The following is a 24,931-nucleotide window of genomic DNA, read 5'->3' as shown; positions in this document are numbered from 1 at the left end:
CAATCAATTATTTTACATATGTTTGCGATAAACAATACGTATCCAATCATGATCACCAAGTTCTCAACATGCTTATTGTTCCTTGCATTGCTCTTAAATAGTTGTCAGCAAAGGAATCAACCCACCTCTCCCCAATATGAAGCGGAGTATAATCGTTCGACGACTCCGGCCCTCATTGATATAGAAAAGGCGCTGGACCATCCGGCGATGTTGAAACTGAGTCAAATAGCCTCTAAGCTGGAATATTATAATGTTGGAGACGCTCGTTACACGGTAACACAAGCGATCGCTATTCCGGATAGCGACGCTTTCATCACATTCAATAACCCACGCATTTATTATCGTAAGCAAGGCATTCCCAGCAAACGATATGGATTTAAGGCCTTGGATTATAAATGGAACCATGGGATGAACGGCCTTAATCTATTTTACGACAAGAAAACAACCCGTATGTACTGCGCCTTGAGCGGCCTCGACCAAGACAATAAAAAAGATTCGACCACATTCAACGATATAAGGCCATGTATCGGGGAATTACCCACATTAGATACGATGCTGACCATTCAGAATTATATATTCCCCGAAAACCTGCCTACCAAATATTCGATAAATGCGGATGCCAGTCAAATAGTAGGCTTCTCCTCCTCGGGATATATGCTTTGTGATTACGCGGAAGGCTCTAAAATCCCGAAAGGAATAACGACATTCAACCTTCGAGGAGATACGCTTTGCAAATTCATCCTTGCGGATGCCAAAGATATTAACGTCTCTCCGGATACGATCACCCGGTTTCAAACCTTTTATTGGAATACGGATCAAGACCGAATAAATTTCTTGATTCCTTATCGAGATACGGTATACCAGCTTTCAAGTTCCCACTCGATCACCCCTTTATATGCGCTTCATAAAGACAATCAAGATAAACCGACCGGTCTTCGTTCTTTCTTGGAGAATCCGAATGGGCTATTTATGGGAGTCTTTCAAAAAGGTTCTCCCGCCATCTATAATTGGCTGGGATGGCTGGACGATTACAAACCGGTTATCACCCATCGAGTAGTCTATCTCAAGAAAGAGAAGAAAACATACGCCTTACCCAAAAGCTCCGGAGGATTTATCAATGATATAGATGATGGACTTCCGTTCTGGCCAGACGGACAAACCGATGACTGTGTTTATATGATTCGTACCGTCACCGAAATGCGTGAGACCGTTAAACGCACAGGCTCCTCCCGCCAAAAAGACCTGATCAAATTCTTAGACGATCCTAAAGTGTTCGAGAGGGATTATGTAATGATCGTGGCAAGACCTTGATAGATATGTGACAGATAATACAATAAACGAATGAAACTACAACCATTTTTCTTATTCCTATCACTCTTGCTCTTTATCCTCTCTTCTTGTGAGCAAGCAGAGAAAAGTAGGTCTTATCAATTAGTAAGATCCGATCAGACCTTGGCTTTCACCTTGGATGATAAGACAAAAAACGTAACCCCTTTCTTATCGTACTATCGTGACAAAAAGGGAAAGGAATATATTGTGTTACAATCTTACTCCATGCAGTCCCGTAGCAATAAATTCTATTTTTATGATAAGGATAGTCAAGAACTAGCGTTCAAGATAGAACCGGAGATCGAGGGTTCTAATGGAGTAGGCCGTGTATTAGGATGCTATATACAGGATTGGGACAGCCTATATCTCACCAGCTTATTTGAACCAGAGATCATACGCATCAATAAGGATTGCCAAATACTAGAAAAAATAAATTATGAGGAAGCAAATGATGGCACAAGACTTTACAACAGTAGTTTCCTAAGTTTCAGAACCGCCACCCTGATGGGGAGGGATCTATATATCTATTCAGATCCCAACCGTTTGATAGAGAAAGATTATGTCTCCGCTACTATCAATCTCGACACGAAGGAGATCAGAGCATTACCTTTTGTTTATCCGGACTATCCCGGCTCTTCGGTCAAATTGAAACGATACGGGCTAGAGGGTAGCTATAGCCGTTCTTTTGATGGACAGCGATTTGTATATTCTTTCATTTACGATGAATCTGTCTATGTGGCGAATATCGCACACGACTCCATCCGCAAGGTATCCGTGAAAAGCGAGTATATCGACCAAGTGCAATTGCCAGACGAGCTAACCGCCCAAGCGATCGATTTCTGTCAAAACGCGATGTATGGAGACTTGATATACGATCCTTACCGAGAGGTTTTTTATCGGATCGCTTATCCATCCACTACGATCGAGAAAGGGGTTAAAGCTATGGAACTTATAGAATATGGACGAAAGACCTTTTCAATCATAATCCTTGACAAAGAGTTAAACAAGCTAGGAGAGACTCTTTTCCCTAATTACACGTACAATTCAAGACAATTATTAGTTTTACCCGATGGCCTTTACATATGTAACAGCCATTTCATGAACCCCGATTTCAACGACGATATATTAAGTTTTATTCGTTTCGATCTAGTTTCTCGATACGACCGGAGATAAACAAATACTGTATATCAGCATATTACAGCAAGCACAGACAAGCCTTATTCCAGTGGATTTCCTAATAGATATTCAATAGATAAAGCCAAACATCCATAAAGGAATCATATTGCGGAAAGCATACTCTATGTCATCTTTCACCACATACCCATCCGCCGCTTGCTTGATCTGTTGCCGCGTCTTATTCTTTCCCCCAATCTCAAAGGTTCGGCCATCTATCTCAAAGTCTGAAATCGCAGAAGAAGTAACGAAGCATACGACTCGCATCCAAGATAGAAAAACCGTCTCACGCACGGAACCGATATCCGGTACCTGCTCCGACAACGCATAAGCCAGATTCGTATTATTCAGATAGATCTTCTCTACTTTCTCCAATAATTTCAAGCCCTGCGCTTTTTCTCGCAGTAAATTAACCAGACCTGCCTTCTCCAAATAACTCATGTAGTCGGGCAACACATTCCGGCTGATATCCAAATCTCTCGCCAACTTCGTATAATTTGGTTTGAAAGGGACACTTTGAGCTAATACATATAATAATTTCTTCAACTTTACGGCAGAAGCCACCGTCATATCCGCAAAAATCGGAATATCAGATTCCACCATTTGGTTAATCACGCTACGCAGACGCAAGAGATATTCCGTATCTTGAAAAAATGGATAATAACCTGTCGATAAATAATCATTAAATAATTTGAGTGGACGAGCTTCCTTATAAGGGAACTCAACCTTCCCAGCAAGAATCTCTTCCAACGAATACGATGGAAGCTGCCACCCCTGCGATATATTCAAATATTCCCGAAAAGAAAGTCCGGGTAATCTATACTCTACCTTCCTGCGACTTAAATCCGCACCACCTTTCTCCAGATCAAGAATAGACGAACCTGTATAGATAACTTGAAGACCAGGAATTTGATCGTATATATTCTTCACCTCCCTAGACCAATCCTTGTATTTATGAATCTCGTCAATATAAAGTTTTTTCCCACCCAGATTATAAAATTGATAAGCCATGTCGAATAACCGATACTTGGTAAAATAGAAATCATCTGCCGTAACATACAAAGACTCATCCTCACGATCATACAATTTGATATGCTGCAACAATAGGGTAGTCTTCCCAACACCACGAGCACCTAAAATCGCAACCAATCGGCTATCCCATGCGATCTGATCGTGAAGAAAACGCACGACTTCTGTCGAAGTATGCTCTAATTGAGTTCTAAAGGAACGAAATAAGGTCTCCATATTGATTCATGTTTAAAGGACAAATATACAAAATTGCACGATGCGATGTGCAATTTTCATACAAAATTGCACGATGCGATGTGCAATTTCCTTTATATAGGTTGACCATGTTCTATCCTATTGATGAACGAGGTTTACCCGGACAAAAATAATTAACATTGTTTGCACAAATTCATTCAACTCACGATATAAATAGGTGACCTTAGATTGGCAATCCTAAGAGCAATACTGACTTGGCTAAGTAATATATACTGACTTGCCCGACACAGTATATATTACTTAGCCAAGTCAGTACTACTGCCGATAGCAAGCTCATCACACAAATAAACCATCAAATGAACGTTGAAATGGAGAATTTACTCTCCCGAAACGATCTTTAGTGAATATCCTTTACCCCGAGCACTCTCTATCACCAAACCCGGAATAGGAGACAAATCCTCTTTAAGCCTTTTAGCCGTAACGGTAAGATGCACGAAAAGTACTATCTAATGATAATATCTGAAGTGCCCCCCCTGTATAAGAAAAACAAAAATCATCCCCAAGTTCTTTGATACGCCGATCTGTATCCTCTTGGACTACCTGTTGAAATGATAGCAATACAAATACATAACTTTATGCCAACAAACCCTCATTTTTTGTCTGTCAGCTAAAAGTCAGCTAAAACAATTGGCCATGAAAAGGAATAAACTTATGTTTGTGAAAAATTAAATACGATATGAAACGAGCAATCTATTAAAACACCGTCCTTCGCAAAAAGAACAAATAAAACGAATGAAACTCTTTTGGATCACGCTACTTATATCTAGTTTAGTCTCTTGTCACAATTTCAAAGAAGACAGACAACTCTCATTCGCTCTTGAAAGAGCAGGCGAAAACCGCCGTGAATTAGAACAGGTATTGGAACATTACAAAAATGATTCCTTGAAATATCGTGCAGCTTGCTTTCTTATTAAGAATATGCCCGGGCATTATTCTTATTGCGGGAAAATCACCAACACATATAATAAACAAATTGACTCTATAATACTTCAAACACAAAAAGAGGGGCGTTATCATGATACACCTTATCTTGCCAATCGCATTGATAGAATCTCTAAAATCCACGAGAACACCTCATTCCCGATACAAGAAGACATTCGTATAATTACAGCTGATTTTCTTATTCAAAATATCGAGCAGGCTTTCCACCTATGGGAAGATGCCCCTTGGAGCCGACATTTAAATTTTGATGACTTCTGTGAATACCTATTGCCCTACTCTATCGGAGCCATGGATGTACTGGAGGATTGGAGGACTGGCATGTACCAACAAATAGATTCTACGACATTAACAGAACTCAACGACTTCAGCTATTCTTCCGATATGCAAAACTCAGCATTTTGGGCTTGTAAGCATATCAATCAGTTTTTAGAGAAGAAATTAGTTCCTGAAAACTCGGTATATTCCATTCCGTTCATAGCAAAAACCTCCACTAGGAGCATGATATCATTCGGCACTTGTAATCAATTCTCGTTAATAGCGTTAGCTATGATGAGAAGCATAGGAATTCCCGTCATGCTAGATTTCACACCACAATGGCCTTTCCGCTCGATGGGGCATTATTGGAATGTACTTTTAGATAATACAGGAAAGAATCTAGCGTTTGGAGGATGCGAGACAAAAACAGATCCGGATATACTGCATAAACCTAGCCAGAAGATGGCTAAAGTGTATAGGCGAACATACGCTATTAATCAAGATCTCGTAAAGCTGAATACAACCGAAGAGGTCGTGCCCGACCTCTTCCGGAATATTTTCATGAAAGATGTTACCTCCGAATACATGAAAACTTGTGATATCATGATTCCAACACAAAAAAAACGAAACCATAAACATGCCTACCTAGCCGTTTTCGACAATCAGAAATGGGTACCTATATGTTACGGTACACAAAAAGGAAAAGTTTGTTACTTCAATGAAATAGGAAAAGATATTGCCTATCTCCCACTTTATTATGACAATCAAGGTATTCATCCTATTACAGATCCATTCATACTTGATTCACGAGGTAGAATAAAATATCTACATGCAGATACCAGTAAACGAAAGAAAGTTATATTATCTAGGAAATACTATCTCGCAAAACATATTTTCGATTATGCAAAAACTCTCACCGGAGGACATTTTGAAGCTTCCAATAATCCGGATTTCTCCGATCCTGATACAATACATACGATTTCTCATTGGTTATTGTCCGCAGATTCTTTCGAGATAAAACCTCAAAAAACATATCGCTATTGGCGCTATGTATCAGCAAAAAACAAGGGTTGTAATCTAGCCGAACTCGCTTTCTACTCAGACAAGGAGGAAAAAGAATTAACCGGCACAATCATTGGAACAAATGCCTCGGTTCGTTACGATACTATGCCAATGGATAAATCCAAAGTATTTGACAAAGATATCCTAACTTACTATGAAGCCCCTTCTACGGTTGATTATCCATGGGTAGGCTTGGACTTCAACAAACCGGTATCTATCAATAAGATCATTTATACGCCAAGAAACGATGATAATAACATCCACGCAGGTGATCTATATGAGCTATTCTATTGGGAATATAACCATTGGATGTCATTAGGCCAACAAAGAGCTATTGAATCAAAGCTAACCTATACAAATGTACCAGACAATACTCTCTTGTTGTTAAAAGACTTAACCAAAGGGGAAGAAGAACGCATATTCACATATGAAAATGACAAACAAGTTTGGTGGTAATCTTTATTATTCCATGAGAACCATATTAAATTAATTACAACAAGTAGGCAATTTTAATTTTATCTATAAATAACTGATAATCAGCGTGTAAAAAACATCATTATATTTTCCGAAAAACTCGTACGTGTTTTTACTAAAAGTCGTACGTGTTTCTAAAAATTCACGTACGTGTTTTTTAGAAGACGAAGTCGAGAAGAATATAAACATTCAAAAAAATACACTAACCCACCTTGTAAAACCTACCCACCACACTTCAGCACATAGCCATGCCCCCGAGCACTCTCAATCACCAAACCCGGAATAGGAGACAAATCCTCTTTAAGCCTTTTAGCCGTAGCGGTAAGAGCGTCTTTGGACACACTTCCATCCGGCCAGATTTCTTCTTTCAGCCGATCGGACTCAATGAAATATCCTTTATGTTCTAATAAAATACAAAACAGTTTCAGCCGTTGATTTGCCAATTCGATACGATGCCTATGATAATGCAATACGCCATGTGTTTCATCGAACAAGATATCTTCTGTTATTTGTATCATCTCTTTAGGTGCTTCTTGTAGCGGTAAGATATTTATCCTTGGTCTTTTCCATGTCAAGACAATAGCGATAACCCAGAGAATAACCATTGCCAGAATCCAAAATATATTTCGCAAAAACACTTCACCTACTATATAAAGGAAAGGAAATTGAACAAACGCTCGCAAAACGATCGCCCGATTCGCTCCAAAAACAATTTCTTTTAATGGTATGAAAGATTGATAAAAAGAAGTATCTGAAGAGCTACATTCCGTCTTGTCTATAAAGGTATAACAAGTTACGGTCTGAGCCGAAATCGCATGTTCATACAAAGATGCACGAAAAGCACTATCCAGTAAGGTTACTTGAATCGGATTCTCCATGGACAAACAATGTTGGAGACAAAAATCAGACTTCTCCTGTGAAGACATCCTCCGTGCCACCTCCTTATTATTCCTCATATGTATAATCGCATCGGCAGTCTTGATTGTAATGCTATCTCGTTCCAATCGATTAGCGCCTGAATAGGAAAAACAAAAAGCATCCCCTAAATCTTTTATCCGCCTATTTGTATCATCTTGAACTGCCTGCTGAAATAACGTTTGAGACTCTTCTTGTAATTCATACTTTACATTTTGGTATGATTTATAAAAAGACAACAAGCAAATCATCGTCATCAGAACAAATACACTCCACTTCCAATAAAATTTCCAATTTTGCTTCTCCATAATTATTCCTCGTTGAAACTGCAAAGATACGTTTTCCATCCCTTTCTACGAATAAATTCATTCAACTCGCAAGATGAAAGATGACTATAGGTAGACAAAAGGCTTATTTTTCAACTGTCAGCTAAAAGTCACCTAAAAAGATTGGCTATCCAAAGACCAAGCCGTACGTTTGTAACAAAAATTAGAAACGACATGAAACAAATTACTTTCAAGAAAGCTTTCGCTATCATTTTCATTTGCGCCTTGTGTGCTTCGTATTTTCTTTTGAAAGAAGGAAAACAAAATTTCTCAGATCTTACTTTCTCTAATATTGAAGCGCTAGCTTCCGGTGAAAGTGGATCCAAAGATTGTTATATGGCTGGCTCTCTATCATGTAATGGAGGATATTACAAATATATATACAACCGTTAAAACAACACATGAACTACTACGTATACATAGTTCTATTAATAGGTAGTCTGGTATCCTGTTCGGAATCCTCACGGCACTTCCCCCGCTACGAGGATTTTCCCGATGAAAAGGCATTAAATGCGCAGGTTATCCACCTAGATACCGCCTTGTTCCGCTATCCTTTCCGGGTAGCGGTCAAGGATGGTATCGCTATTATCATGGACTTGCACAACGTAGATTATTTCTTCCATGCCTTCTCTTACCCCGAATGGGAATATATGACATCGTTTGGCAAACGAGGCGAGGGACCTGAAGAAATGGCATCGGCAGATTGCTTCCGATTTATCTCCAAGGATTCTATCTGGACGCTCGATGCGAACAAAATGCGAACAACCCGGTGGAAGATTGAACAAAATATGAACAACATCATCCCCGTAGAAACGATCGATATGGACAAGCGGCTGGTTAGGGCATTGGACTTTTACCCGATGGAATCGGGCTTTTTGGTATCTGACTACCTCGGTGAATATAGACAAAAGTGGACAGACCGAGAAGGGAAATGGATTCACTCCGCTAATCAGATCCCAACCGAAAATAATTATGAAGACATCGCTCGCCCCGCATTGGCGCAAGCGTGGCGAAGCTTCTTCGACTATAATCCCCAAAAAGGCATCTTGGTCATGGCAACCCAACTAGGAGAAGCATTAGAAATATACAACTTCACAGATACTACACAAACCGTACGATACGGACCTAATGGAGAACCTCAATTCGCAATCTCACAATCGGAGGGAATTCCAACGGGTATCATGGGATTCAGTGATGTTCATATCACAGACAATTTCATTTATACCGTATTTCATGGCCGTAGTTTCAAAGATATCGGGCAGGCATACCAACGAGGGGAAGATATCGAGGATGGCGGGCGATACATCTATGTATTCGACCTCAAAGGAAACCCCGTCCGGAAATACGTGCTCGACCATGCCATTTATGGTATCGACGTAGATGAGGATACGGGGACGATCCTTGCCACGGATGTAAACAGCAACGATCCGATTCTTTCATTTAAAATATAACGACAAAATATCATGAAATACTTAAATCTAATCATACTATTATTATTCCTTCTAGCTTGCCAAGACAAGAAAAAAGACGAGATCAAGCATTTAGTATCCGAATGGCAAGGAAAAGAGATACGATTTCCGAAAGACATGGTCTTTGCACGGTTTGCAACCGATACGGTAGACTTCACCCTGCCAAAATCCCCCCACAAGGTGCTGGTTTTCGTGGATTCCATAGGATGTACCAGTTGCAAACTCCAACTGCACCGATGGAAAGAACTGATTCAATACACCGACTCCATTACCCAAGGAACGGTTCCCTTCCTCTTTTTCTTCCAGTCCGATGACAAGAAAGAAATACGGTATCTATTGAAAAAAGACAATTTCGACAAACCTATCTGCATGGATCAATCAGACAGACTGAACGAACTGAATCATTTCCCGGCCGACGGGAGATTTCAAACCTTTCTATTGGATAAGGACAATAAGGTCGTAGTGATAGGAAATCCTATCCACAACCCGAATATCCGGGAGCTATACCTAAAAGAGATCACCGGAAAACAACCCGCTTCACAAATACAGACCACCGTGAAAGTGGAAGAGGCATCCATACAGCTAGGAACTATCCAAATGGGAGAAAGCAAAGAAGCTGTTTTCCGATTAACAAACACAGGAAACAACCCGTTAGTCATACTAGACGCGGCTACAACCTGCGGCTGTGCCCGCCCATCTTTCGACAAACATCCCGCCAAGCCGGGAGAGATCCTTCAAGTAAGAGTCATCATGACACCGAAAGACAAAGGAGTCTTTGACGAGACGATTTCCGTGAAATGCAATACGAATCAACTGATAAAATTAAACATTCGGGGGATGGCTCAATAAATAAAAGAGAAGGGAGAGCTTGCCGGATATATTGGAACGATCACAAGCAAGCCTCCCACCCCACTTTTACTCATGAAGCAGAAAGGAGGTGACACAAAAGTAGTAAATTAAATTGAAAGAGGAATTCGAGAATATCCTTATCTTGCAGAAGAATAGTAAGCAAGAGATTAAATTCTCAAAAACATAAACTATAAAAAAGAAATATCATGAGAAAAAAGATTTTAGGAATAGCCGTAATGGCAGTCGTAGCAGTAGCTGCGGCATGGAACATCAACCAGAGTGAAAACGAGATTAAACTCTCTGATTTAGCGCTTGACAATGTGGAGGCATTGGCTAGTGGGGAAGGTGGAAGCGGATATTGCAGTTACTCTGGGGGAGGATGTATTATCAAATATTCCGATGGGACATCCACTTACATACCGGGACGTTGGAACTAAAATTTAATCAAAGGAGGGTGTGCCAAAACGAAAAAAATCACAATGGAATACAGTCGGTAAATCAATGGAATGCAGATGTTTTCTCATTGATTTTTAATTTGTATTTCATAGACTCTAGGTATCTTGAGCAAGAAGAAAATGTGTTCAATCCCTTAATTTGGCATGCCCTCCTTAAAAAATCAGTATCATGAAGAAATACATTATCTTACATCTTTCACTCATCCTATTAGTATTCATCGCTTGTACCGATGATCAAAAACAAGATGACAAAAACATAACCTTCCAGAGAAGTGATTTCAAAGTCCGAAAATCACTATCCGGAAAAACTATTGAATTTGACAGTCTTATTTTACGACCTTCACAAATCCAATTATTCGACTCCTTCCTAGTTACTTGCAATCAAGGGGCGGAAAAACAATTCCACATCTTCAACCTCAATACGGCACATAAGGAAGGAGAATGTATTCCTGTAGGACAAGGGCCTAAAGAGATGATGACACCATGTTTCGTCAATCGGAACGATTCCGTAGTCATTTTTGATATGATGACCTCTACGATTTTCACTTACTCTATCCCGGAATTTACCAGTGGAAAAGAACCGGAATACGCCAGCCGTATCTCCCTAGATACAAAACCGCTATGGAGCAATATTCGAAGCTTGGGCAACGGGTTCTTAGGCGTATCCTATCAAGAGACGAGTCCTGGATTCCTTTTTGATCAAACAGGTAAGAAAACGATGGATTTCGGTACTTATCCTAAAACTGAGCAGGAGTATACTCCTGCCGAATTAATCAATGCGTTTCGGGCAGACCTAACCACCAACCGAAAAGAGAAGGTTGCAATCACTCACTACTTCACTGATTTAATTTGCATCTATAACGTGAACGGGACCTTGGAAAAACAATTACGGGGACCGGATCATTTCGCATCTGTTTTCAAAGAATTTAGGGATGGAGACATTATCGGAAGTAAAGCGAGCCCGCAAACTTATAGAGACGCTTTTTATAGTCCTGTAAACGTGGGGAATAGTTTATTTGTTCTTTATAATGGAAAAATGGTGACAGAGCCTAATTACAATATATTATGCAAAGAATTATTTGTAATCGGATGGGACGGTAGCCTTGAATGCCATTACACATTAGACCAAGGAGTCTCCTCCATCGCTGTAGACAATCAAAAACGGAAGATCTATGGTATCAGTGATGATCCGGAATATCATATCGTAGTGTTCGACTATTGATGACTGATATCCAAAGAATTTGGATTTAGGAAATGAGGCATAAACATAAAAGAATGGGAATAGAAAAACGTATATACAAAACAAATATAAATCAGATGTTACGATATCTGACACTTATATTTTATGGGGTATTTGGTATTGGTTGCATATACGCATTCCTCCTCATCTTCTGTTTCAGCACGTTCAAAATCCCTTCCGATTCCATGGAGCCTCAACTCCAAACCGGAGATCAAGTATTAGTAAACAAATGGATAGCCGGACCTAGGTTATTCAATATTTTCGCATCTATGAAAGGGAAGCGGGTAGATATATACAGAGTACCCGGAGTCGGGCAAATCAAACGGAATGATATTCTCGTATTCAACTACCCGCATCCCTATTCATGGGAGCGGATCGAAATGCACATCATGCAATATTATATCAAACGCTGCCTCGGGTTACCGGGAGACTCCATCCGGATCGAACAGGGATTCTACCGAAACAACCATACAAAAGAGCCTTTGGGGAATGTGGAAAGTCAAGCGAACCTATCCAGACAAAAAGCGGATCGGATGCCGGACGGTGTCTACCGTTGTTTCCCTTTTGATTCTACATTCAATTGGAATGTTCATGATTTCGGTCCTTTGTATATCCCCCGAAAAGGGGATAGAATTACCGTGAATCAAACAAATTATAAGCTATACAAACAAATGATCGAGTGGGAATCAAAAGATTCCCTATCGTGGAAAGATAGTAAAGTTTATATAGGAGACAAACAGGTAAGACAATACCGGTTCCAAAGCAACTATTACTTCGTGGCCGGAGATAAGACAGAAAACTCTAGAGATTCCCGTTATCTCGGACTTATACCGGAGGAATTTATCGTAGGGGTAGCTTGGAAAGTGTGGAAATCCGTTGACCCTTACACGGGGGAATACAGAAAGGGACGTTTTTGGAAAAATATTCGAAACAATTGAAGAATTATGAATAAGCTTATTTTATATGTATGCGCTTGGATCTGTCTGCACTCTTGCGGTTTCTCAAAAAGCCAAGAAGAAAGTATGTTGGAATATGCGTTGTCGCAAGCCGGCGATAACAGGAAAGAGTTGGAATATGTCATCAAATACTATGAAGGGGATTCATTAAAAAGAGAGGCCGCCCGCTTTTTGATACGCAATATGGTCTATCATTTCGGATATGAGAAGCGAGAGAGGGTATCAGACATCACCACCCTATCCTCGGACTATCTAATCCGTAATATCGAGCTGGCGTTTCAGGCGTGGCCCAAGCCCTGGAATAAATCGGTAAGTTTCGAGAATTTTTGCAGGTATATACTTCCCTACCGGGGGTTATACGAACAGCCCTCCGGTTTACGTGAGGAGCTGATGCGGACGTACCTCCCTTTGCTGGATAGTTTGCATATTGATAACACGTACGATGCGGCCGTGAGGTTACAAAAGATACTACGAACCCGAGTCACCTATCAAACGGAGATACCCATCCACTATCCAACCGCAGAGGAGATCCACCGGACAGGGGTTGGACGTTGTGATGGGGTAGTCTTGTATGGTATCCAGCTGATGCGTGCGGCCGGTATTCCCACTGTAGCAGAACATACGATCTGGACTCGTAGGAACGGGGAACATTATTGGTGCGCATTCTTAAACGAGGATGGGCGATTCCTACCTTTCGCTCCGGAGTACGAAGGCCCGGATTCCTTGATCTACAACCTAACCAAGCCGTTCTTGACCCCGGCCAAGGTTTACAGATACGGATTCGCCCCCTTACATCCGGTAACGACCGAGTCGACCGATGAATACCGTACGTTCTTAAAAAATCCGTTATTGACCGCTGTCACGGAGCAATACCTACCACCTGTCGCAGATATCCATACGACTTGCGACCTCCCGGTGAGATCAAAAAGAGCACCTATTTACCTCTGTACCTATAATCATGGTAACTGGAGGCCTTTCGCCATGAGCGAACGGATCGGCAACCGCTGTACCTTCCCGAAGATCGTAGGCGATGATGTGTTTATCATCGCCGAATATGACAAAGAGGCTTATGGCTCACTACGCTTCATCACATCCCCTTTCCATGTGAGCAATACGGGGATCATCACGAAAATTAAGCCCGATCCGGCCCGAACCGATTCCATCTTTATCGCCTCGGACAACCCGTATCAACAGCAAGTGCCGTATACACTCGCTTATTGGGAACAGGAACAGCAGTGTTTTAAAAACGGATATTTCCCGACAGACACGATACCCGGTGGCATCCTCATTCGCAAGATACCTAAAGGGAGCCTGTTGAAAGCGATGATCTCGCGACCGGAAAAGGCTGCGGAAGATCGTATCTTTTTGGTGGAAAACGATACGGTAAAAAGATATTAACCATGAAAGAGCTGTTGAAACTCGGCGTATATACCCTACTCGGGACACTTTTGCTAAGCGCCCCTTTCGCAGGATTGGGAATGCTATCCACACACTTGGTGACAGAGAAAACCTTTTGGATTCAACTAATCGCCCTGTTCTTATCCGCCGTGTCCCTACAAGGTTTGTGGTTGAATCCAAGCAAGGGGCTGTGCCCATGGACTTACGTGGATATCCTCCCCCTTTCCCTCTTGGGGCTTATCCTCCTCTCTTATCCCTACTCCATACACCCGGAGCCGGAAAAGCTCCTGTTTATCGGACAAATGGTTGTCTTGTGGTATCTGCTTCGGCAGGTGTTCCATGAATATCCGGTGCTCATAGGATATTTTTCAATGTTCTTTATCGCGACAGGCCTTATAGAAGCCATCTGGGGCTTCCGTCAATTACAGGGATGGGCCTATTCGAACCATTCCCTGTTTCGGCTGACCGGCTCTTTTTTCAATCCGGGGCCTTATTCCGGATATTTGGCGATCACATTACCGGTGGCTCTTGGCATCTTGCTGGAACAGTCCAAACGAAATATGCCCTATTACCTGTCCATGGGATGTATAGGCACAGCGATCGTTGTACTTCCTGCGGGAATGAGCCGATCGGCATGGATAGCGGTGGTCGTTTCTTGCGCCTGGGTATATGCCCTGTACCGCCTTGACAGGAAACAGGCAGCGACCAGACTGAGACAACACAAAAGGTGGTATATCATAGGCGGTATCCTAGGCGGCATATTGCTTCTTGGCGGGAGCGCATCACTCTATACATTAAAGAAAGATTCGGCAGACGGAAGGTTTCTGATGTGGAAGATCACGACGAAAGCGATACAAAAACAACCGATTACAGGTACCAGCCTAGGTGGGTTCCCTGCCGCTTACGCTGAAACACAAGCGGAATACATGGCTTCGGGAAAAGCGACTGAACAGGAAAAGTTGGTTGCCGGATGCCCGGAGTACGCATTTAATGAATACTTGCAGATTGGATTAGAACAGGGGTTAGTAGGATTAGCCCTATTTATAGGCTGGCTGGGGCTTCTATTTTATAAAGGAATAAAGAACAAAAGGTATGCTTGTTGCGGGGGATTGATGTCTATGGCTATATTCGCCTTCTCTTCTTATCCATTGCAATTGCCGGAGTTTTGGGTAGTATTGATATTCCTAGGGGTGATGAGCGTAACACCGGACAAGGATGAGATCCGTGAGAACCAAGCCGAATCAAATGGCCATAGATGGGGCAAACAGATATTTTTTATGGGAATCGCTATTCTTGGAATTGGTTTGTTCTGGATGCAAAAAGATCATTATAAGGCTTATCAACAATGGAATAAGGCGCAAATGTTTTACAATAATAAAGCTTACGAAGCGGCCTTGGAGGTATATGAACCTTTGTATCCATTATTGAAGCATAAACCGGAATTCCTTTTCGAGGTCGCTCAATGCCTAAGCAAGACCGGACGATACGAGAAAGCGAATGGATATCTGGAAAGAGCTGTCTTATTAAGCTCCGATCCCATGCTTTATTACGTAATGGCTAAAAATGAGCAGTGTTTAGGTGAATACCGACAAGCGGAAAAGCACCTGTTACATGCCATTGATATTTTACCGGAACGTATCTATCCGTATTATCTGTTAATGAATCTTTATACGGAACCATCTTATTTTCAACCTGCAAAATTGAAAAAGGCGATTGATTCCGTATTAACTAAGAAACCCAAAGTGGAAAGTTCCGCTATTAAAGAAATGAAAGAGAAAGCACGAAGTATGTTAAACAACACATCAATATGAATACAATATCCTTATTTTTATAGCAATTATGACTACATCGTAACAATAAATACTTATATTTGCGAATGACAAATTGTACAAACCGATCAATCATACGAGTATGAAATACTATAAATTGTTGACCTTTACGCTTTTATTCTGTTTAAGCGCATGCGGCGGAGAAAAGAAAGATACAGATGCCACACAGGATTCCGTAGAGACCGTATTGCCGGATGAGGCGAACGAAGTCACGATCATGACATTGAAGCAAACGGAATTTAATCATGAGTTGATAAGCAATGGTAAACTGTCCGCTCGCAAGTTGGTGGACTTACGGTTTGAGTCGGCGGAACCCATCGCCCGTATCTACGTGAAGAACGGAGACCGGGTAAACAAAGGACAGAAAATAGCGGAACTCGCTACTTTCCGGCTCACGAACAAAACAGCGCAAGCCAAAGACGCCCTCGAGAAAGCGAGGCTTGAATTAAAGGATGTATTGATCGGTCAAGGATATATGCTGGAAGACTCAGCGAAAGTCCCGCCCGCAACGCTCAACCTAGCACGGGTAAAAAGTGGATATGATCTGGCGCTCGCCCAATATCAACTTGCCCAATATGAGGAACAGAATGCGACGCTAATCGCGCCTTTCGACGGTATTATCGCAAACCTTTTCGCTAAACAAGAGAACGTGGTGTCTACGACGGACGCATTCTGTACCGTTATCGATCCTCATAGTCTGGAAGCCTCTTTCACCGTATTGGAAAGTGAGTTGCCGCTTATCCAAAACGGAGATAAAGTGGAAGTTACCCCTTTCGCCACCACCAGCTTAAAGACTGAAGGACGTATATCCGAGATCAACCCGCTAGTGGATGAGAACGGGATGGTACAAGTGAAAGCGGCGGTAAACGACAAAGGTAAATTATTCGAAGGCATGAATGTACGGGTTAGCGTACAACGCTCGCTTGGGAAGCAATTGGTCGTACCTAAAACGGCTGTGGTATTACGTTCCGGAAAACAAGTCGTATTTACTTTAGTTGATGGGCACGCTTATTGGAACTACGTGCGCACCGGACTGGAAAACGCGGATAGTTATACCCTTTTGGAAGGATTGAAAGAAGGGGATGTCGTGATTACAAGCGGCAATATTAATCTGGCGCATGAGTCACCGGTCAAGGTAATTGAAAATTGAGAATTGAGAATTGAAAATTAGTTGCGTATGATTCGCTTCCTGCTACAACGTCCGATAGCGGTATTGATGGCTTTTACGGCTTGCTTTATCGTGGGGTTGGTGACTTATTTCACCATACCGGTCTCCTTATTGCCTGATATCGCCATACCTGAGATTACCGTTCAGATATCCGGACAAAATACATCCGCACGGGAATTGGAAAACACCGTCGTGAAGCCGGTCCGTTTGCAATTGATGCAAGTGGCAGGATTACGGGATATCCATAGCGAGACTCGTGATGGAGCGGGTATTATCCGCCTTAGCTTCGACTTTGGCACGAACACGGATCTTGCCTTTATAGAGGTCAATGAGAAAATAGACGCCGCCATGAATTACCTGCCCCGTGAGGTAGAACGTCCACGGGTAGTCAAGGCGAGCGCTACGGACATTCCGGTGTTTTGCCTCAACCTCACACTCAAGACAATTGAAAACGACGAGGCTTTCCTCGATCTTTGCCAATTCGCGGAAACAGTAATCAAACGAAGGATCGAACAGTTGCCGGAAGTCGCAATGGTGGATATCACGGGCATATTAGGACGGCAATTACAGATCGTACCGGATATGAAGCTCTTGGATATGGCTGATATTACGTTAAATGATTTGGAATCAGCCTTGTCTGCCAATAATATAGAGCCGGGAAGCATGACCGTACGGGATGGTTATTATGAGTACAATATCAAATTTTCTACCTTATTACGTACACCGGAAGACGTACAAAATATCTATATCCGTAAGAATGACCGGATCTTCCAGATAAAAGATCTGGCAAAAGTAGCTGTCGTACCGGAAAAAGAAACCGGCTTATCGCTAGCCAACGGGGAAAGGGCCGTCACGTTAGCCGTTATCAAGCAAGCGGATGAGAATATGGACAATATGAAAGAGGCGCTTGCCGAGGTTACCGATTATTTCAAGTCTATTTACCCGGATATTGAATTTACGATCACAAGAAACCAGACCGAGTTATTGGATTATACGATCTCCAACCTCAAACAGAATCTATCGTTAGGTTTCTTATTTATCTGCATCGTGGCGATCCTTTTCCTCGGGGACGTAAAAAGCCCGGCGGTAATCGGACTAAGTATGGTAGTCAGTATCATCATTAGTTTCTTGTTCTTCTACCTTTTCAATATGTCCTTAAATATCATCTCCCTATCCGGATTGATTTTGGCATTGGGTATGATGATAGACAGTTCCATCATCGTGACGGAGAATATAGCGCAATACCGGGCAAAAGGAGATAATCTGGAAGAAGCGTGTATAAAAGGGACCACAGAAGTAATCACCCCCATGCTTAGTTCCACATTTACCACGATCGCCGTATTCGTCCCGCTGGTATTTATGAGTGGTATAGCGGGAGCGATTTTCTTCGATCAGGCGTTTGCTGTTACGGTTGGTTTAATGGTCTCTTATTTCACCGGAATCATGTTACTGCCTGTACTTTACAAATTAGTTTACAGCATACCGGAGATCAAGCATTCCTTTTTCAATCTGAAAATAAACAATTTGATCAAGGAGCATACGCTAGACCGATTCTATGACGGAGGGGTTGATTTCATATTCAGGCATAAAACCACTAGCCTACTATTTGTAGCTGTCACTATCCCCCTTTGCGCGATCCTATTCTATATGATCCCCAAAAGCCGGATGCCGGAAATCGATCAGAATGAGTTAATCGCACATGTTGAATGGAATGAGAACATCCATATTGATGAGAATAGAAAGAGAGTCACCGAATTATTTGGTGAGGCCGATCGGTTAGGTGCGCAACACACGGCCTATATCGGACAGCAACAATTCCTGCTAAACCGAGACAGGGAATTATCCATCTCGGAAGTAGAGCTTTATTTCAAGACAGAAGAGACCGATGCTATCGCTCCTTTACAACAAGAAATCTCCGCTTGGGTAAAGCGAAATTACCCGACAGCCGTATTATCGTTCTCTCCGCCGGAGACCGTGTTTGAGAAACTGTTCGTAACCGGTGAGGCCGATATCGTAGCCGAGTTCTATGCCCGTAACAAAGAACAAGCTCCGGATGCCCCTACTTTGCAAAAACTAGAGAAAACACTAGAGAGTAAGACCGGTCTCGCTCCCGTTGGCGTAGCTTTCGAGAATCAATTAAACATATCCATAGACCATCAGAAACTATTACTTTATAATATCTCCTATGAAGAGGTCTACCGGGTACTTAAGACGGCCTTCAAGGAAAATGAAGTCGCTACTTTACGCTCTTATCAACAGTATTTACCGATCACGCTAGCCGGAAACGAGCAAACGGTCGATCATATCCTACATAATACGTTAATCCGTACGCAACCGGACGAAAACCAAAAGACGAATCATGTCCCTCTTAGCGCAGTAACAAAAATTACTCCCGGAGAGGATTTGAAGATACTCACCGCTGGAAAGAACGGGGAATATATTCCTTTTAGCTTCTATCAAGTAGAGAATGCGGAACAGTTAATGGAAAATATTCGGGAGCTCGTCCGCAGCGAATCCAAAGATAAGACGAATTGGGACATCGATTTCTCGGGAAGCTTCTTCTCGAACCAACAAATGCTGAATGAACTGGTCGTCATCTTGTTCATATCCATTCTCTTGATGTACTTTATCTTAGCGGCGCAATTCGAGAGCTTCTTGCAGCCCTTGATCGTCCTGCTGGAAATACCTATAGACGTAGCCGCCTCCTTACTGGTATTATGGATATGCGGGCATACCTTAAACCTGATGAGTGCTATCGGTATCGTGGTAACTTGCGGTATCATCATAAACGACTCTATCTTGAAACTGGACGCGATCAATGAGCTTCGGAAAGAAGGTGTACCCTTGATGGAAGCGATCCATGAGGCGGGTCGTCGCCGTCTGCGCCCGATTATCATGACCTCATTGACAACTATATTCGGTATGGTACCGCTACTATTCACGTTCGATATGGGTAGTGAGTTGCAAAAGCCACTCTCCATTGCCATGATCTCGGCGATGCTGATCGGTACGGTAGTCAGTTTATTTATTATCCCTTTGGTTTATTGGTTTATCTATAGGAGACATGCATTATGAAAAAAAGATACAAGAGGACATTCCTAGTTTTATACGCGTTCTGTTCGCTATTAGCCGAAGGAGTATCGGCCCAATCGCTCGTCCTTTCCCTTGAGAAGACGATCTCATTGGCCGCCGATAGCTCGCTGGAGGCTTTTCGTACGAAAAACCTATTCTTGTCCGGCTACTGGGAGTTTCGTAATTACAAAGCGGAGCGACTGCCTAGTCTTACATTGAATATCACACCCGCCGAATATTACCGGGATATCACGAAACGATACGATTCAGAAAAAGACATTGACGAATACCGTAAGCAACAGTCCTTTTATGCGGGAGGAAACTTAAAGATCAAGCAGAACTTCGATATGCTGGGTGGTAGTTTCTTCGTGGATACGGATCTGGGGTATATGCGCTATTTCGGCTCGAATACTTATAATCAGTTCACCTCCGTTCCAATCCGTATCGGATACAGCCAAGATTTATTGGGATACAATCCTTTCCGGTGGGAGAAGAAGATAGAGCCTCTAAAATATGAGAAAGTAAAGAAAGAGTTGCTTTATAATATCGAGACCGTCAGCGAGCAAGCCACCACTTATTTTTTCTCTTTAGCCATGGCTCAAGTAGAATATGATATGGCCAAAGAAAATGTAGCGACAACCGATACGTTATACCGTACCGGCCAAGAGCGGCATAAGATCGCGGCTATTAGTCAAGCGGATTTACTGACACTCAAGCTGGATGCGATCAATGCCCGCAATACGTTACAAAACGCCGATATAGCCTTGAAGCGAGCCATGTTCAGCTTGGCCTCGTATTTGAATTTCGATAAGAATACGGAGATACGGCTTCGTCTGCCGTCACGCCCCCATGATATGGATATTCCGGTGGATCAAGCATTGACGTTAGCCCGGGAGAATAACCCCAAGTTTCTGGAAGTGCGACAAGAGGTGTTAGAGGCCGAGCAACAAGTGGATAAGACCAAAAAGGAAACCTTATTCAACGCTTCCTTGAATGCCAGTATCGGTTTCAATCAAGTAGCGACCCAGTTTAAGGAAGTTTACAAGAATCCGCTGCAGCAGGACTTGGTATCGATATCTATCTCTATTCCCCTTATAGACTGGGGAGTACGGAAGGGTAAATACAATATAGCCAAAAGCAATCTAAATGTTACGCAAATATCCGCACGGCAGACAGAAGTCACTCTGGAGGAAGACGTAATCATGACTGTCGGCGATTTCAATGTACAGCAAAACCTGATCGCCAGCGCCGAAGAGGCTTTGGACATCGCGATCATGGCCTATAACGAGACCAAGCAACGTTTCATGATCGGCAAAGCGGATATCAATAGCCTTACGCTCTCCTTGAACCGACAGCAGGAAGCGCAACGTAATTATATCACGGCCTTGCAAAATTATTGGTTGAGCTATTACAAAATACGTAAGCTCACCTTACATGATTTCGAGACAGGCATCTCATTAGCCAATGAATTTGATTACGAGCATGGGTTCTAAGCCGAACATATCATCCTTTACGATCATCGTCACCTTCCTTTGTATCGCATTGGCGGGGATCGCTTTCGTGCCTTTATTGCCGATCAAGCTATCTCCCTCCCGTACGCTGCCGAAATTAAGTATCAGCTATAATATGCCCTCCAACTCAGCGAGGGTTATCGAGATGGAGGTAACCTCCCGGTTGGAGGCGATGCTTGCCCGTATCAAAGGAATTAAAGAGATCTCCTCGACCTCGGGAAACGGATGGGGAAGGATTACCTTAGAACTAGATAAACATACGAATATAGACGCCGCACGTTTCGAGGCATCAACCATTGTAAGGCAGACGTGGCCGGACCTTCCGGAGGAATTAAGTTATCCGATTTTAGAGATGAGCCGTCCGGACGACAAGGAATCACGCCCGTTCATGAGTTATACCTTGAACGCTTCCGCTACCCCGATATTCATTCAGCGATTCGCCGAGGATCAGATAAAGCCCCGGCTTAGCAGCGTGCAAGGTATTTATCGTATCGATGTTAGCGGGGCAACCCCTATGGAATGGCGCTTGGAATACGATAGCCGCCAGCTACGGGATCTGGGGATCACGATAGAGGATATCCAATCGGCGATCAGCCAATATTACAAAAAAGAGTTCCTTGGAACCGCTAATATGGGACAAGGAGATATCGGCAAGGAATGGATTCGTCTGGCGTTAATGCCGGAAAAGATCACGAATGGGTTCGAACCATCGCATATCACCGTCGCAAACAAAGATGGTAGCTTAATCCGGCTGGATCAATTGATAAAGGTAACCCGGCAAGAAGAGGCCCCGCAAAGTTACTACCGGATCAATGGTTTAAACTCTATTTACCTGTCTATCCGTGCGGAAGAGACTGCCAACCAGTTGCAATTAGCCAAGAAAGTGAAGGAAGAAATGGAACATATCCGCACCTTGCTTCCTCCCGGTTACGAGATCCATACCAGTTACGACGCTACCGAATTTATCCAAGAAGAATTGGATAAAATCTACGTCCGTACAGGCTTGACCATCTTGATCCTCTTGCTCTTCGTTCTGCTGATTACCCGGAATGTACATTATCTATTCTTGATCATCATCAGTTTAAGTATCAACCTGTGTATAGCCGTTATCCTTTATTATTTATTAGGGTTGGAGATGCAATTGTACTCGCTGGCGGGTATCACGATCTCTCTCAGCTTGGTGATCGATAATACGATCGTGATGACTGATCACATCCGGCACCATCATGACCGGAAAGCTTTCTTGTCTATTCTGGCGGCAACTTTGACGACTATGGGTGCCCTCGTGATTATCTTCTTCTTGGATGAGAAGATACGGTTGAATTTACAAGATTTCGCCGCTGTCGTGATCATTAATCTGGCCGTATCTTTGTTCATCGCGTTATTCTTGGTTCCGGCATTGATCGATAAGATGAATTTGCACCCGAAGAAAGCCGCTTCTTCTTCCCCAAAAGCTCGGAGTCATTGGAAACAACATCCGGTGGTCCGTCCGATACGGTCGTTCATACACCGTTTCCCAGTCTATTTCTCTCATTATTACCGGACGCAGATCCGTTTCCTTTGCAATTGGAAAAAGCTGGCTTGCCTTATTCTAGTACTGGCTTTCGGACTACCGATATTTTTATTGCCGGAGAAGATCGAGCCGGAAGAGAAGGATCTATCCGCAAGGGACTCTTTGTGGATCGCCCGCTACAATGAATTCGCAGCGAAAGATATTTGGAAGGAAACGATAAAACCTATCGTCGATAAGAGTTTGGGAGGAACCTTGCGCCTATTTGTCCAAAAGGTATACGAGGGAAGTTATTTTACCCGGAATGAAGAAACGGTATTAAGTATCAGCGCTTCCATGCCAAACGGTACGACCCTTGATCAAATGAACCACTTGATCAACCGAATGGAGGCTTACTTGAGTACCTATAAGGAAATACGGCAGTTCCAGACCAGTATCTATAACGCACGTCAAGCCAGTATCAACGTCTATTTCACCCGTGAGAACGAGCGAAGTGGTTTCCCCTACACCTTGAAAAGCAGGGTGATTAGCAAAGCGTTGGAATTAGGTGGTGGAAGTTGGGGCGTATGGGGACTTATGGACCAAGGTTTCAGCAATGATGTCCGTGAGAACGCAGGTTCTTTCCGGATCGAGATGTACGGATATAATTATGACGAGCTATACGAATGGGCGGAGAAACTGCGGGAGAAATTGCTTACGTATCGCCGTATCAAGGAAGTATTGATCAATTCCGAGTTTTCTTGGTGGAAGGATGATTATCAGGAATTCTACTTCAACTTGAATAAATCCCGTATGGCGCAAGCGGATATATTGCCTATCGATTTATTCGCGTCTATCCGGCCCGTTTTCGGTAAAGATATCTACGCAGGTACCATCGTCGTTGATAACGAGACGGAAAAGCTAAAACTTTCTTCCCGCCAATCAAAGGAGTTCGATATATGGAGTATGCAATATGTACCTCAAACCATCCGTGATAAATCCTATAAGTTGTCCGAACTCGCTATCGTCGAGAAAAGCCAGACCCCTCAACAGATAGCGAAAGTAAACCAGCAATACAGGCTCTGCCTGCAATATGAATATATCGGAGCTTCCTCACAAGGCGAGAAGATACAGAAAAGGGAACTTAGAGAGTTTAACAAGATCCTGCCTATGGGATATACGGCTAAAGCGGAAAAGAACTATTGGTCATGGGATCAGAAAGATAATAAACAATATGCGTTATTATTCTTGATCATCGTTATTATTTTCTTTACGACCAGTATCTTGTTTAATTCCTTGAAACAACCGCTGGCGGTCATTTTTGTCATACCGATCTCTTATATCGGGGTATTCCTGACCTTCTATTGGTTCAAACTGAACTTCGACCAAGGTGGATTCGCCTCCTTCGTTTTATTATGCGGTATCACGGTAAACGCCAGTATCTATATCTTAAACGAATATAACCAAATTCGGGAACGGATACCCGCTATTTCCCCAATCCGTGCTTATCTAAAGGCATGGAACGCCAAGATCACGCCGATTTTCCTAACCGTTATATCGACCATACTCGGATTTATCCCGTTCATGCTAGGCACCGATAAAGAAGCCTTTTGGTTCCCGCTCGCCGCCGGAACGATAGGCGGCCTTATCATGTCTATCCTAGGCATCTTCTTTTATTTACCGATATTTACGCTGAAAAAAGAACGGCATTAAACAGGAATACGTATCTTTAACG

The 24,931-nt window shown here is 42.7% G+C and carries 17 protein-coding genes; 15 read left to right on the top strand and 2 right to left on the bottom strand.

The annotated features are described in order from the left end of the window. Window positions 1-48: 48 nt before the first annotated feature. The gene (locus DW033_RS18620; RefSeq protein WP_009275353.1) at window positions 49-1,311 is read left to right on the top strand and encodes a DUF4933 domain-containing protein; all 1,263 of its coding nucleotides are present in this window, start codon (window positions 49-51) and stop codon (window positions 1,309-1,311) included. Window positions 1,312-1,341: 30 nt separating this feature from the next. Next, window positions 1,342-2,502, top strand: a complete 1,161-nt coding sequence (locus DW033_RS18615) for a DUF4221 domain-containing protein (RefSeq protein ID WP_122383019.1) — start codon at window positions 1,342-1,344, stop codon at window positions 2,500-2,502. A 72-nt stretch (window positions 2,503-2,574) separates the two neighbouring features. On the opposite strand, the gene DW033_RS18610 is transcribed toward DW033_RS18615, so the two are convergent. After that, on the bottom strand, window positions 2,575-3,747 hold the full coding sequence (locus tag DW033_RS18610; protein WP_005859561.1) for an ATP-binding protein: 1,173 nt from the start codon (window positions 3,745-3,747) through the stop codon (window positions 2,575-2,577). 771 nt (window positions 3,748-4,518) lie between these two features. Between DW033_RS18610 and DW033_RS18600 the strand changes: the two genes are divergently transcribed. Beyond that, on the top strand, window positions 4,519-6,501 hold the full coding sequence (locus DW033_RS18600) for a discoidin domain-containing protein (protein WP_121961552.1): 1,983 nt from the start codon (window positions 4,519-4,521) through the stop codon (window positions 6,499-6,501). A 239-nt stretch (window positions 6,502-6,740) separates the two neighbouring features. Here DW033_RS18600 and DW033_RS18595 read toward each other — a convergent pair whose 3' ends face one another. Continuing rightward, window positions 6,741-7,742: a helix-turn-helix domain-containing protein gene (locus tag DW033_RS18595; RefSeq protein ID WP_227154234.1), complete on the bottom strand. Its 1,002-nt coding sequence runs from the start codon at window positions 7,740-7,742 to the stop codon at window positions 6,741-6,743. 192 nt (window positions 7,743-7,934) lie between these two features. On the opposite strand from DW033_RS18595, the gene DW033_RS18590 reads away from it, so the two are divergent. From DW033_RS18590 to DW033_RS18530, 12 genes are all read left to right on the top strand, one after another. Further along, window positions 7,935-8,153: an NVEALA domain-containing protein gene (locus DW033_RS18590; RefSeq protein WP_009275352.1), complete on the top strand. Its 219-nt coding sequence runs from the start codon at window positions 7,935-7,937 to the stop codon at window positions 8,151-8,153. An 8-nt stretch (window positions 8,154-8,161) separates the two neighbouring features. Beyond that, on the top strand, window positions 8,162-9,211 hold the full coding sequence (locus DW033_RS18585; protein ID WP_005867481.1) for a TolB-like 6-bladed beta-propeller domain-containing protein: 1,050 nt from the start codon (window positions 8,162-8,164) through the stop codon (window positions 9,209-9,211). Between the two features lie 12 nt (window positions 9,212-9,223). Then, entirely contained in the window at window positions 9,224-10,078 is an 855-nt protein-coding gene (locus tag DW033_RS18580; RefSeq protein ID WP_005859563.1) for a DUF1573 domain-containing protein, read from the top strand. A gap of 206 nt (window positions 10,079-10,284) precedes the next feature. Then, window positions 10,285-10,515, top strand: a complete 231-nt coding sequence (locus tag DW033_RS18575) for an NVEALA domain-containing protein (protein WP_005859565.1) — start codon at window positions 10,285-10,287, stop codon at window positions 10,513-10,515. A 187-nt stretch (window positions 10,516-10,702) separates the two neighbouring features. Continuing rightward, entirely contained in the window at window positions 10,703-11,755 is a 1,053-nt protein-coding gene (locus DW033_RS18565; RefSeq protein ID WP_005859567.1) for a BF3164 family lipoprotein, read from the top strand. Window positions 11,756-11,850: 95 nt separating this feature from the next. Next, window positions 11,851-12,711 carry a signal peptidase I gene (gene lepB, locus DW033_RS18560; RefSeq protein ID WP_057319078.1) on the top strand — a complete coding sequence of 287 codons (861 nt, stop codon included), beginning with the start codon at window positions 11,851-11,853 and terminating at the stop codon, window positions 12,709-12,711. 6 nt (window positions 12,712-12,717) lie between these two features. Then, window positions 12,718-14,127 (top strand): transglutaminase domain-containing protein, encoded by a 1,410-nt coding sequence (locus tag DW033_RS18555; protein WP_008777849.1) that lies wholly within the window; start codon window positions 12,718-12,720, stop codon window positions 14,125-14,127. A 2-nt stretch (window positions 14,128-14,129) separates the two neighbouring features. Continuing rightward, window positions 14,130-15,938: an O-antigen ligase family protein gene (locus DW033_RS18550; RefSeq protein WP_009275349.1), complete on the top strand. Its 1,809-nt coding sequence runs from the start codon at window positions 14,130-14,132 to the stop codon at window positions 15,936-15,938. Between the two features lie 100 nt (window positions 15,939-16,038). After that, window positions 16,039-17,106, top strand: a complete 1,068-nt coding sequence (locus tag DW033_RS18545; protein ID WP_022192521.1) for an efflux RND transporter periplasmic adaptor subunit — start codon at window positions 16,039-16,041, stop codon at window positions 17,104-17,106. A gap of 27 nt (window positions 17,107-17,133) precedes the next feature. Next, window positions 17,134-20,199: an efflux RND transporter permease subunit gene (locus DW033_RS18540; RefSeq protein ID WP_011967319.1), complete on the top strand. Its 3,066-nt coding sequence runs from the start codon at window positions 17,134-17,136 to the stop codon at window positions 20,197-20,199. Continuing rightward, window positions 20,196-21,689, top strand: coding sequence for a TolC family protein (locus DW033_RS18535; protein WP_005867468.1), 1,494 nt, complete (start codon window positions 20,196-20,198; stop codon window positions 21,687-21,689). Before DW033_RS18540 ends, DW033_RS18535 begins: the two co-directional genes overlap by 4 nt. Beyond that, entirely contained in the window at window positions 21,679-24,909 is a 3,231-nt protein-coding gene (locus DW033_RS18530; RefSeq protein WP_057326220.1) for an efflux RND transporter permease subunit, read from the top strand. The genes DW033_RS18535 and DW033_RS18530 overlap by 11 nt, the downstream gene beginning before the upstream one ends. Window positions 24,910-24,931: the final 22 nt, after the last annotated feature.

The sequence above is a fragment of the Parabacteroides sp. AF39-10AC genome, from assembly GCF_003635405.1.
GTDB classification, from domain to species: domain Bacteria; phylum Bacteroidota; class Bacteroidia; order Bacteroidales; family Tannerellaceae; genus Parabacteroides; species Parabacteroides distasonis.
Note: the sequence above shows the minus strand (reverse complement) of the source record. Positions and strands in the feature narration are given on the sequence as shown.